Origin of the sequence: Methanosarcina hadiensis (genome assembly GCF_046529725.1) — an archaeon.
GTDB classification, from domain to species: Archaea; Halobacteriota; Methanosarcinia; order Methanosarcinales; family Methanosarcinaceae; genus Methanosarcina; species Methanosarcina hadiensis.
In genome coordinates, this window is the sequence record NZ_CP136241.1 from 1,357,034 (window position 1) to 1,370,006 (window position 12,973).

7 protein-coding genes are annotated in these 12,973 nt (G+C 40.8%); 3 read left to right on the forward strand and 4 right to left on the reverse strand.

Annotation, left to right across the window (positions count from 1 at the left end):
* Positions 1–1,028: 1,028 nt before the first annotated feature.
* Positions 1,029–1,547, reverse strand: coding sequence for an NUDIX domain-containing protein (locus RSJ42_RS05830; RefSeq protein WP_410509732.1), 519 nt, complete (start codon positions 1,545–1,547; stop codon positions 1,029–1,031).
* 112 nt (positions 1,548–1,659) lie between these two features.
* A complete protein-coding gene (locus RSJ42_RS05835) occupies positions 1,660–2,922 on the reverse strand; it encodes a hypothetical protein (protein ID WP_410509733.1) in 1,263 nt (420 codons plus the stop codon).
* Between the two features lie 358 nt (positions 2,923–3,280).
* Here RSJ42_RS05835 and RSJ42_RS05840 point away from each other — a divergent pair, with 358 nt between their 5' ends.
* The 3 genes from RSJ42_RS05840 to RSJ42_RS05850 all read left to right on the forward strand — a co-directional run bounded on the left by RSJ42_RS05840 (position 3,281) and on the right by RSJ42_RS05850 (position 10,388).
* Complete coding sequence (locus tag RSJ42_RS05840) at positions 3,281–4,090, forward strand: class I SAM-dependent methyltransferase (protein ID WP_410509734.1); 810 nt, start codon at positions 3,281–3,283, stop codon at positions 4,088–4,090.
* A gap of 449 nt (positions 4,091–4,539) precedes the next feature.
* Positions 4,540–8,226, forward strand: coding sequence for a NosD domain-containing protein (locus RSJ42_RS05845; protein ID WP_410509735.1), 3,687 nt, complete (start codon positions 4,540–4,542; stop codon positions 8,224–8,226).
* A gap of 614 nt (positions 8,227–8,840) precedes the next feature.
* Positions 8,841–10,388, forward strand: coding sequence for a dicarboxylate/amino acid:cation symporter (locus RSJ42_RS05850; RefSeq protein ID WP_410509736.1), 1,548 nt, complete (start codon positions 8,841–8,843; stop codon positions 10,386–10,388).
* A 15-nt stretch (positions 10,389–10,403) separates the two neighbouring features.
* Here the strand turns inward: RSJ42_RS05850 and RSJ42_RS05855 are convergent, their stop codons facing one another.
* Positions 10,404–12,167, reverse strand: a complete 1,764-nt coding sequence (locus RSJ42_RS05855; RefSeq protein ID WP_410509737.1) for an aldehyde ferredoxin oxidoreductase family protein — start codon at positions 12,165–12,167, stop codon at positions 10,404–10,406.
* Positions 12,164–12,682: a 4Fe-4S binding protein gene (locus RSJ42_RS05860; protein ID WP_410509738.1), complete on the reverse strand. Its 519-nt coding sequence runs from the start codon at positions 12,680–12,682 to the stop codon at positions 12,164–12,166. Before RSJ42_RS05860 ends, RSJ42_RS05855 begins: the two co-directional genes overlap by 4 nt.
* Positions 12,683–12,973: the final 291 nt, after the last annotated feature.

Sequence of the window (12,973 nt, forward strand, 5' to 3'; positions counted from 1 at the left end):
TATTTCCTTTCTGCCGCTGTTTTAAACCAATACTATAAATTTATTGAAAAACAGCATGGGCGCACGACTTCAGACTACCAATATTCTGTTTTTATTGCAAAGGAGCGACTCGAGCCTGTTAATATCTTTGTAAACAGATTAAGTCTACACTGTGACTAAAAACCTCCAGTGCAATCAAGCAGGACTAAAATATCAGCGAAAACATTCTAAAACTTTACAGTCCTTTTTGAAGCAAAAACTTATAAGAGAAAGAAGATCTATTTTAACATGTCAGACTATCAAAAAAGATTTGTTATCTTTTGGGAGAGTTTGATATTTTCCAGCAAGAATTTTAATCTTAATAAAAGCTGGTTTGAGTCTACTTCAGCTAAATACAGAAAACTTTGCCCTATTGGAGATTATATTATTAGGTTTATTATCATATTAAGTTTGTAAAGTTTATTAATTTATTGAATTTATAAAGCTTATTAAATCTATAGAATTTGTTAAGTTTATCAGGTTTATCAAGTTTGTTAAGTCTTGAGGGTGAAAAATGACAAAAAAGCAGTTAGCAGTCGTTTGTACCTTCTTACTCATGATAGCACACATGTTCAGACGATGGAAACGTATGCAAAAATCTCTTATCTGGAAGGGATTTTTAAGCGAATCTATGTGGGTAGAGGGTTACAGGGACCTATCGAGTTTCAAGAAAGCGGTTTTTTGGGTAAAGTACCCTTTTTCTTATGCTAAATTTTCATATGATGTTACATGGGATCGTATTGACAGATTATGCATTATATACTCGAAAACAAGATTCGCCAAATGAGGACTAAGTTCCAAAGGGTTTAAACCTCTCAGAGTGATTTATAATTCTCAGAGTTATGTGCCGAAGGGTTAAATTCCTTCGGTTTTTGCAGCGGTTAAAATGAGCAAAAGGGATACGGAAGTCGCCGTTTTATTATCCCTTCTGGCTCGCATACAGAAATCCGGATATTGAATGTCTGCTTTAGAGACAGTGGTGCGTAAAGCAAAAAATATTATATCATTATTTAAAACAGTGTTGTTTGCCTGTATCTTTTTTTCCTTTCCAGGTGCTCTTCCTTCTGAGAGTAGTTAATAATATCCATAAGTCTATGGAGAAAACCTATCTGTTCTCTGCGTATTTTTTTCTTGGCCAGCTCAATATCGAACCAGCCTGCTTTATCGACCTCCGGGAATTCCTGCACTTTTCCGGATTTTTTCGGCCACTCAAGCTTAAATGTATTACTTACAACATTTGTTACATCCAGGTCTTTTTCAAGAGCCCATACATGCACTGTCTTATATCTTGACTGATTCAACTCTCCAAGATCAATAAACTCGCCGTCAACCTCAAAACCTGTTTCTTCCTTAAACTCTCTTTTTGCAGTATCCAGAAGGTTTTCATCTTTCTCGGGAAGCCCTTTGGGTATCGACCATACTCCGTGGTCTTTTTTTGACCAGATTGGCCCACCCGGATGGACCAGCATTACTTCGAGCCTTTCGTTCCTGAACCTGAATAAAAGGATGCCATTACTGTAAACACTCACTTTTCTACTTCCTCTGCAAAGTGTTTCGATTTTCCGGCTTCATAATAAATTCTCAGGACTTACCATATATGAGAATGAACAGCCATTTAATCAGATAATAAACAACTTATCACTACCTGCGTTTTACAGCCGAAACTGCCCAAAGAAACGCTGCAACAACAAAGAAAGAACTCATGAAAGGAGCACTTCTTTTATCGGCTTGATTAATTGTACTCAGTAATTCTTCCTGATTAACAGTTTCATCAGGTCTTACAGCTTTCCCATCGTCGGTTAATGTATACTTTCCCTGTAAAGCCCCTGTAACTATGAAGTGTTCAGGGCTAATGTCCCTGGTAGCAGGATTATCATCTTTCATCAAGTAGAGCAAAACCCGTTCGGCAGGTTGAAACGCAGGTTCACATTCGCTTAACAGAGTATCATTTCCTACTGTTCCACCTTCCACTCTCACTCTAACTTCTTTAGATGACAATGGATTTTTGAGATATTCATCCACAATTATGATAGTGTCAGTATAAATAGTGTTATTAAGGTCGAATTCAATGTCTTGACCGGGGTTTTTTCCGTCAGCATTATTCCATTTGCTTGGAAGTATTTCTTTAACCGTGCCTATAATAACCGTATCTGAATTCTTACTTAATTCTGTGTGGTTTAACCCTATAAGAGATCCGCTGACTTCAGCGTACAAAGGCTCATCATTACATGCAACTTCATCTTTATTACCCGATTCTGGAAATTTAGATTTTCCTTCTGTATCGTTGCTATCTTTAATTGTACTCAACAACTCCTCCAGAGTAGTATTTTCATCAGGTCTTACAGCTTTCCCATCATCAGTCAACGTATATTTGCCCAGGTAAAAATCCGTAACTATGAAATACTCAGGACCAAAATCCTTAGTATCAGGGCTGTAATCTTTACTCAGAAAAAGCAAAACCTTCTCACCCACTTTGAAACTCGGATCAGAGTCCGTAGTCATGTTAACTTTTCCGATTTTTCCGCCAGTAGTTCTCACGGTAACTTCCCTGGAGGTTAACGGGTTTTTGAGATATTCATCAACGCTTATAACAACGTCAGTATAAATGACGTTCTCCCGGAGGAGTGCACGGCGTGTTTTATTTGGCTGTTTTCCGTCTATGGTATTCCATCTGGGTGGAAGTATTTCTTTGACTGTACCTATTACAATCGTATCGGAGTAATTACTTAACTCCTCATGAGTGTATAGTTCAAATTCTATACATATGCCAATCTCAATAGGTTCATCGTTATTATTTTCGAGTTTGATATTATCGTCTGAAGAACTGGATAGCGCAGAAACATTTAACGTTAACAAAGAAAGAGCTGCAATTAAAAAAATCCCATATTTTATAAAATTTCTCATTGCACCGCCTCCACGGATTGAGTAAAAATCAGGTTTAACTTAACACATTTGAACTTTTCAATTAACTTTAATAAATCTTTGTAAATTTTGCAGTTTAATTCCTTAAACTGTTTTTTCATCCCTTTTTTTAAATTCATAATAATCCCCTGACATTTATTGTTTGAGACCCTTGAGAGAAAGATTTTATAGAGAATATTGTCGCAAGCGACTTTCAAACTTATTGCATAATTTTTTAGTAACACGGAAATGTTGCTAATATCAGATACTTTTATCAGGTCAATAATGATATCAAGTGATGTAAAAAAATTAAGCAATGAAAATGAAACAGAGAAATTGGACTTTAGGAGAGTAGCCGAATATGTCAAAAGTAAGTTTTAATTCCAAAGCTTTTACGTATGCAAACAACTCACTGGTTCAAAAGTCAGCTTCCGAAATTCTTCTGAACTTATTATCAATCCAGCCAGGAGAAGACGTCCTTGACCTGGGCTGTGGGCCAGGCCATATCACAAAAAAAATAGCGCAGATTACGGACGGAACTGTAATAGGAATCGATATTTCTGAGGGTATGATAGAACAGGCGGTAAGCTCCGGTCAGGAATTTCCGAATTTAACGTATTATGTAATGGATGCTGAAAATCTAGAGCTGCCTGTCAGCTTTGACGTTATCGTGTGTAATTCAACTTTCCAATGGTTTCAAAAGCCGGAGAAGGCATTGAATCGCTGTTTTAATGCACTTCGGCAAGGTGGTAGAATAGGAATACAGGCTCCCGCTACTCAGCTTTACAGTCCGAACTTTGTTGCAGCAATAAAGAAAATAAGCAAACATCCGGATACACAAGAGATATTTAGACACTTTAAAAGCCCATGGTTTTTCCTTGAGAGCAAAGAAGAATACGAACAGGTGTTCAGGAACTGCGGATTTAATGTGATTTATAGTGAACTTCGAGATGAATCGAATCTCTTCTCTGTTGAAGAGGCATACAGAATTTTTCAGTCCGGAGCCGAAAACGGTTATTTAAATCAATCTTTTTACACTGCAATTCTGACAGATGATTATATTAATTCCTTCCGTGAGCTGGTTAAAGAAGCCTTTAAAGAACAGGCAGATGACTCAGACATGGTCGATTTAAGGTTCAAAAGAATCTATCTAATGGCAAAAAAACAATGAATACCGTGAAATATGTTACAACCAGCCTGGTATCTTCCGTGTTGGATTGGTACGATGGATTTAATTTGAATCAGGTTTTTACCTCAATCTTACCGGTCTTATTTTCATTAATTTAGAACCAGGCCTTTACCTCAATTTTATCGGTCCCATTTCTGTTTTGTAGTATTATAGACTCGCTTTATGATGAACTCGCTTTATGCAGAGTTGTTTTTTGGGGTCGAAATTTACTCTTAATAATCTAACCGTCCTGAAGGATCAAACTATTTATACTTGAAACTCACAAATATCCCAACAATATATAAAAGTTTAGAAGATATTTCTTCCGGGATAAAACTATAGTCAGCATACTGCTGATGGAAATCATATGTGAGGAGTCATAAAAAATGGATATACTATCTAAAAAAAGTAACCTTCAATTTTTAACAGTATTACTTTTTTTACTCATTGTTTTGGATGGAACCGCATCCGCTGGATCTACAGGCCCCATAATTTATGTGGACGCAATGGGAAGCGGAAATTATACAACAATACAGGATGCTGTAAATAATGCAGCGCCCGGGAACACAATCATTGTTTATCCAGGAACGTATAATGAGATTGTGGATATTAACGTGGCAAACCTGAGCATCCTCTCGTATTCCGGAAACCCTGAAGATACAATTGTAAGACACATAGGCTCTGGACACAATTTTGGAATAAGTGCCAGCAATGTAACTATCAGCGGCTTCAACATCACCGGAAAAAACTCTACGGGAATTTATATGAGCGGAGTTTCAGGGGTCAATATTTCCAATAATAAGTTATCAGGAATCGGTTGCGGTGTCCAGGTGGAGAGTTCAAACAGCTGCATTCTGGTCAACAATACAGTTAATGATTCTGATCAGTACGGCTTCTATCTTCAGTCTTCAAGAAACTGTACCCTGGACAATAATGCAGTATCAAATACTGCTTCCCATGGAATTTATCTGCTGGCAGCTGGTTACTGTAACCTGACCAGCAATACAGTCTCAGATACCGGTTCTGATGGTGTCCAGTTCTCCAGCTCAAATAACTGTACCATGGCTAATAATACAATCACAAATATTTCTGGGAATGGCATCTATGCGACTTTTTCTACCAGCTGCAATTTTACAGGCAACACCGTATCAAATATTGACTACGAAGGGATTTCCCTCTTATACTCAAATAACTGCACTCTCGCTGGCAATATAATCTCAAGCACTGAACATTATGGAATATATACGTACAGTTCAAGCGGCTGCAACTTTACGGAAAACACCGTTTCAAACGTTTATTACGACGGCATTTATCTTTATCAATTAAACGGCTGCACCCTGACAGGCAATACGATCTCAAACTCTGAAGACGGTATTCACCTCTATAATTCCAGCAACTGCAATCTTACCGACAATGATATCTCAAACACTTATGATGATGGCATTTATTTGTTTGAGTCCAGCAGTTGCAACCTTTCCGGAAACAGAATCACAGAGAGTGATTACGGCCTCTATATTTCTCACTCCAGGAATTGTACCCTGACAAATAACACTGCAAATTCAGGGATATACGGACTCTTCCTGGCCAGTATAGAAAACAGCACGTTTAAAAACAATATTATGTCCGGAAACCAGTATAACTTTGAACTCGAGTATGATAATGAACACATTGACCTTGATAATGTAACAACAGGGAATATAATTGATACGAGCAACCTTGTCGACGGAAAACCGATTTATTATTTTGAAAGAGAGTCAAATCCTTCAATCGGAAGAGATGCAGGAGTAATCTACTGCATAAACTGCAGAAACGTTGAAATTAAAGACCTGGTGCTTCAGAACAACACATATGGGGTTCTCCTGTACAATACAAGTTCAAATATTCAAAACAACACTATAAACAATACAATATATGGAGTCGGAATTGTTTCTTCTCATGATGTAAGGGTTTCAGACAGCAGGTTTGAGAACTCCGGGGTTGGGGTTATGGCTCAGGAGACCAGGAACATAACCGTTACTAACAATAATATCCAGGACTCCATGTACGGAATTGCTACAATTGATTCAGAGAACTGTACCCTCAAAAAGAATTCTGTTCTAAACTCAACCACGGTATATTCATTATACAGGTTCGCAAATTCTGATCCCGTTAAAGGAGAAGAAAATGATGCCGTACAGGGAAAAAGTTCTGCAGGTTTTAACCTAGTGCAGGCTGTAAGATCCTATGGTTTTGGAGTTTATTCTCTGTATTCCAGTAACCTCAGTATCGAGGACAATACTATTGACCAGGTAAGCTTCAGAGGAATTTATATTGAGGAATGCCAGAACAGCAGTGTTATTAAGAACTCAATAAGGAATGTCATGGATACGGGTATTTATACCGAGTATTCTTCCGATGTGAAGCTTCTGGAAAATACGGTTCAGAATGTAACAGGTGAGTTCATGCTGCCTGCAGCTGGAAATCCCTCTCTCGTAGGTGTAAGTCGTGCCTATGGATGCGGAATTTATTTTGGTTCTTCACAGAATATCAGTCTTATTAGAAATTCAGTGAGGGACATAGCATGTGCAGGAATTTATTCGGGAGGATCTTCCGGTGTGGAGCTTCTGGACAATATGGTTCAGAATGTAAAAGGTGAGACCAGGACCTATGATAGTGGAGACTCTTTCTCTGTCAGTTCTTCTCTTGTTGGTGACAGACGTATCATGGGATACGGAATCTATCTTTATGACCTCGAGAACCTCACAGTTAAAGGCAATACGGTCAGGAACTGTTATCCTGTCTGGGGAATGCATGTCAGTGAACCTGTGAATGCGTCTTTTGAAAGGAATACTTACCAGAACTGTCAGGGAGGACTTGTTGCCGTCCTTGGTGAGAACCTTAGCATAAGGGACTGTTCCGCAATCAACTGTACTTCCGGAGGAATTCTGGTAATTAATACCGCAGAAGTTGCAGGGAACGGATATACAGTGTCAGGCTGTACTGTAGAAGGAAGCGATGTAGGGCTGCTGGTTACAGGAGAAGGTAACTTTTCGGGAAATAACTTGTCCCGGAACTCTTACGGGTTAATCCTCTACAATGTGAATAACAGCCTTGTCTATGGCAACAAAATAGAGCAGAACAGTGTGGCAGGACTTGCCTTTGACCTCGATCGAAGCGAGATTAATTCACATGCGGGGTTTGTAAATAGCATGGAAAGTCCGGCAAGCAGTAATAACATTATTTACAACAACTACCTCAATAACATCAACAACACCCTGCTTAATAGCGAAGCAAGCAATACCTGGAACACAAGCAAAACAGCAGGACGAAGTATAGTTAGCGGCCCATACCTGGGAGGCAACTACTGGGCAAACCCTAATGGAACAGGATTTTCACAGAACTGTACAGATGCCGACAGGGACGGAATTGCAGATTCCGCTTATGAAATCAAAAACGGGACATACGACAACCTGCCCCTTACAATAATTCCTCCGACAACATCGCACAGGGGCTCTGCAAACTATGTTCCGTCAGGTGGAAATTCCGGAGTCACAGGTATTGACAGTGCACAGAAAAGGGTTGTTGCGGGGTCTCAAACAACTTTCAGCTTCAATAACCCTGTTTCCGGCGTTCTGGGTCTCAGTTTCAAGCCATTGCAGTACTCAGGAAATGTTATTGTAAGGATTGAGGTCCTTGGAAACGGAACTTCAGGAGAAATGCTTGAAGGAGAAGTTTACCGGCTGATGAACATCCTGGTAGGAAATGAAAGATTCGAAAGCAGAAGCAATATAAACGGAGCATCCATTAGCTTCAGGGTGCCCAAGAGCTGGGTAGAAGAAAATAATATTGATGTCTCAACCATAAGGATAAACAGGTTCCATAATGAAGAATGGGACCCGCTTGTTACAGAGATGGCATACGAAGACAAAGAATACTACTATTTTACAGCAGAAACTCTTGGATTTTCCCGTTATGCGATTACAGGAGATAAACTCAGTAAGCAAATAATCACTCCGGCTGAACAGGAAGAAAACGAGACAATTACAGGAGAAGAGCAGACTACCAGGGCTAAAAGGAGAACACCTGGATTCGAGAGTGCTTTTGCGGTTCCTGGGATTCTTGCTTCGGTATTCTTTGCCAGAAAAAGAATTATGAGATAACTAATCTGGAAAAATAGGACCCGGAAAAACAAGGAGATACTTTTTAATATTTTCTTGTTTTTTATTTTTTCTTATTTTTCTTATTTTCCTGGTTTGTATCATTTTATTTTTTCTTATTTCTTAGTTTGTATCATTTCATCTTTTTTCACTGGCTTTTCTTTTCGAGTATTTTTTGTTTTTACTTTCTTTTTAAGTTCAGAAAGAAATACGATTATCCGATTAGCTTCAGGGATGCAAAGGATCAAATTTTAAAGCCCGTGAGAGAGTAGTAAATAAATGCAAAATTAATAGAGTTTATGAGAAAATAATCATGGAGTGGAAAGTGAAGAAGCGGCTCGTCTTTTTAAAAACAGTTGTATAATTTTGTCTGGCAGCCTGTCTTCAGGTTTGCTTAGATTTGGTATAATCTCCATTAAACTGTTTTGTAAAGAGGCGGATACTTAATAGGCAGACCAACTTGCTAAGTTATTATGTAATTTTCTAAGCTTTTATATAATTTAATGTGAAAGTAGTATTCGATTAAATTTAACGCACAGCGGGAAAGTAATAAATTTAACCAATTTTTTGAATAAAGAAGTAAACTTTGGAACCCCCATGTTTTATTGTGATCCCCCATGAAAGATAAGGAAAACCGTTATATCCCGAACCCGAGGGAGTTCGCTCAGGAAATCGCAGAGGAGACCAGGCTTCTTCGCCAGGGAATTACCAATGGAATTACGCGCATTTATTATCCTCTGGATTTCAGGCGCAATTATTCCTTAAAAAACCTGAGCAACCAGCTTCATGATCTGCTTGAAAAGAAACTCTGGCTGAAGATCCTGATAAGCATGGGACTTGGGGTTATTATGGGGCTTTTGCTAGGGACTTCCGGGGGATACCTTGACCCCGTATCCTCGGAAATAATCGGGGAATGGGTTGCCCTGCCTGGTTATATTTTCCTTGGGCTTTTGAAAATGATTGTGGTCCCTCTTGTTTTTGCATCCATAATTCTGGGAGTGGCGAGTCAGAGCATGAGCGCCCTTAAAAAAACAGGGCTTTTAACAGCTGCTTATTTTGTAACAACCACTGCAATTGCAACTGCTATAGGTATCGGGATGGCTCTTTACATTCATCCCGGGCAGTATATAAGTGGAGAACTCGTTGAAAACGCATTAGGAACGCAGGTTCAGGCAGGGCCCGACCTGAGTTTTAACCCTTCGGCTCTGACTCTTCCTTCACTGCTGATTGGAGGTTTACTGCCTTCCAATCCACTCGGAGCCCTGGCAAGCGGGGAGATGTTGCAGGTTGTTATTATCGCGGTAATTATAGGTGTCGCCCTGATCTCCCTGAATAAAGACCAGTCAGCTCCAATGGTCAGCTTTCTTACCTCAGTGCAGGCTGTTTGCATGACAGTTGTCAAATGGAGCATGTCTCTTGCTCCGATTGCAGTTTTCGGGCTTCTTACAAAGTTTACTATGAAAATGGGCATTGAAACCCTTCTGGGAATGGCTGTATACGTGGGCACAGTACTTGTAAGCCTGCTGCTCCTTATGTTCCTGAATCTCGTTATTGTTTCTGTTGTTGCGAGGTATAACCCGTTTGAATTCCTGAAGGCTATACGCGATGTTATGCTCCTTGCTTTTTCAACTTCCAGTTCGGCTGCTGTTATGCCCTTATCTATCAAAACAGCCCAGGAAAGGTTAGGGGTAAAGCCTTCGATTTCAGAGTTCGTAATCCCTCTAGGAGCCACAGCAAACATGAACGGGACTGCACTTTATCAGGGTGTGGCAACAATTTTCCTGGCTGATGTATTCGGGATAGATCTAGGGCTTTCTCAGATCCTGATCGTAATGGTTATGGCTGTTGCAGCCTCAATAGGAACGCCTTCAATACCCGGAGTAGGGATTGTTGTCCTTGCTATGATCCTTAACAGCGTAGGGATCCCTACAAGCGGGATAGCTCTCATAATGGGAGTGGACAGGATTCTGGATATGAGCAGGACAACAGTAAATGTTGCAGGGGATCTTGTGACCTGCAAGGTCATGAACCGCTGGGTTGGAGAAGAGGTTAAAAAAGAAGTTGTTGAAACCGCAAAAATTGAAGCTGATGTTTCCGAAGAAAAAATTGATAATAAAGTTAAGCCGAGCATGGATATTACAGCTTCCGAGAACTCAGGTGCTTAACCTCACTTTAAAATCTCAAACACCCCTCTTCTCGCGGTATATTTCGATTGCTTTTCTAACCCTTTCCTCTTCGAGCTTTCCTGTAGTGGTTGGGGTTTCAAAAAACCTCTTTGGGAGGGAAATATCTTCAAACCTGAACCCGAACTTTTTCTTGAGCTCGTATTTTTTCCTGAAAATATCCTCTCCAAGATCCTCAAGTTCTTCTTCTGTCCTGTCTATTCCAATTCCTTTGAGAGCCATGACCATGTTTTCATACGTATACACATTACGTGCAAAAAGGCAGGCAACCATGCAGTTAAGGGCATTGCGGCGGTTCTCTTCATTAATTATGTAGTCAACAATCTTTTCATCCGAAATTGGCTGGTTGAATGCTTTCTGGTCAGCAGAATAGCCTGCATTGTCAAGGTGGGAGTGGCGTGAACCTACAGTAAGCCCGAGTGTATTTCCAAGCCCTGTATGGTAGCCCGGAATCTCAAGCCCGCCTACACGTACTGCGAATTCTTCGCCTCCATAGATTTTTGAGGCATACTCCACACCTTTCCCGAGAACTGCATAAAATGCGTTTGGAGTCTGAACAACAAGCTCTATTGCCCGCAAATAGGAGGCTTTATCTCCCCATGACAGTTTAAGCCCCATGGTCTCTCTGGTGGAGATTTTCCCGCGCTGCATCATCTCCGTAGCCCAGGCAAGCACACCCCCCATGCTGATTATATCTACTCCGGCTTTTTCGCAGGCATCAATCAGCTCAAGCACGGCTTCAGGGTCCGTAACTCCAAGGTTTGAGCCGAGAGCATAGATCAGTTCAAAGTCGTAGGATATGTTGAGGGTTTCGTACTCATGGGCTTTTGAGAAAGGACGTCTGAGCATGGCTATATGGACGCAGCCTATTGGACAGCCTGCACATGAGACCCTGCGGATAAGGTATTTTTCTGCAAAGTTTTCTCCTGAGATATCTTCCGCGCCTTCGATAGAGGTCGCCTGCAGGTTCCGCGTTGGGAGACCCTTGAGTTCATTCAGGACAAGGATATTTTCGCTTGTTCCGAGGTTGTGGTATTTCTCGGTAAGTTCTGTTTTCACAATTGTGTCGTAAAGCTTGCTGCAGGCTTTTCTGTAAGCGCTATGGTCAGGACTTTTTATTTCCTTATTTCCTGAAATAAGAAGGGCTTTAAGTTTTTTTGCCCCGAAAACAGTCCCGAGCCCTAGACGACCGAAGTGGCGGTAAGTATCGACATTAACACTTGCATACGTTACACCTCTTTCTCCTGCAGGTCCTATCCGGATAATACTGCGCCTCCCGGCTCCGGGCTCTATTTCGCGGAGGATTTTTCCTATATCGATTGCCGAAGAGAGCCCCCATATTGATGAGGCATCCCTGAAAGTAACCCTGTCATCGTGCACAGCCACATAAACTGGATACCGGGAAGCACCTCTAATAACAATAGTCTCGTATCCCGAATAGCGCATGGACATAGCAAGATGTCCGCCTGCATAAGATTCCCCCAACTCTCCATTAAGCGGAGAGCGGAACAATGCAACTGTTTTGGTGCAGGTTGGATATACGCCTGAGAGAGGCCCTGTGCTCAGGATAACTGGCATTTCAGGGTCAAGAGGACCAGTTCCCTCTTTATATTCTTCAAGCATGAGGTTTGTGGCAACTCCGATGCCTCCCAGGTACTTTTCGTAAAGGTCCTGCCTGTTTTCAATATGGTAACTCTGGCTGGTAAGGTCAATATAAAGCACATTCGTAAGGCCCGGAATCGCATATTGTTCTGTTGTCATTTTTCCTCCCCGGACTCCTCATCCCCGTAAAGCTCCTTATGAGACGCGGCAGGGCTGTCCGGACCTGTTTCCTCAACAGGACCCGTATCAGTAACTTTTATTTCTCCGCTGTCTTCAACTTCAATCATTTCCAGAACATCATGGGGGCAAAATTTCGGGCAGACGCCGCAGTGCTTGCAGATTACTGCTTTTTTTTCAGCATCAAGATGAATAGCCCCAACCAGGCAGGCTTCCATACAGTTTCCGCAGCCATCGCAGATCTCCTTGTTAAGGTTTACTCCTCCACCTTTCCGCTTGGTTAATGCACCAAGAGGGCAGGCTCTCATACATGGAGGGTCTACACATGCATGGCAGACTATTTGAGCATAAGGAGTTTCTATTCCGCCCTTTGTCTGGATGTCGATCCGGCTATTTTTTAGAGAAATAGTATCGTACCACGTCCTTGCGCAGGCCATCATACAGGAATAGCAGCCTATGCAACGGGCAGGGTTTGCAACTTTTAACCTTTTTGCCATTGACTCCCACTCTGGATTCCCTTTTATGAAAAATAGGTTTCTTCAGTTTATATAATGTGGTATTGAGATAAAACAATCGAGTTCCTGATTTATCTAAAACCTGAAAAAATGGCAAAAAATTCTTTTGCAATAAATTTAGCTCAAAATTGCACCAGAATAACTCCTTCTTTCGATTAAAATAGATAAGTCTTTATTATAGAATCGCATAAATAGGATAGTGGATTCCGGTCTGTCGACCACCGAAGGAAATAGCTATCGGAGATATTTGGTCTGGAAGATTCATATGCAACA

What these genes read in the sequence shown, in the direction of transcription:
- RSJ42_RS05835 (WP_410509733.1), bottom strand. Translation starts at nt 2,922, where the DNA reads ATGAGAAATTTTATAAAATATGGGATTTTTTTAATTGCAGCTCTTTCT.
- RSJ42_RS05860 (WP_410509738.1), bottom strand. Translation starts at nt 12,682, where the DNA reads ATGGCAAAAAGGTTAAAAGTTGCAAACCCTGCCCGTTGCATAGGCTGC.
- RSJ42_RS05840 (WP_410509734.1), top strand. Translation starts at nt 3,281, where the DNA reads ATGTCAAAAGTAAGTTTTAATTCCAAAGCTTTTACGTATGCAAACAAC.
- RSJ42_RS05855 (WP_410509737.1), bottom strand. Translation starts at nt 12,167, where the DNA reads ATGACAACAGAACAATATGCGATTCCGGGCCTTACGAATGTGCTTTAT.
- RSJ42_RS05850 (WP_410509736.1), top strand. Translation starts at nt 8,841, where the DNA reads ATGAAAGATAAGGAAAACCGTTATATCCCGAACCCGAGGGAGTTCGCT.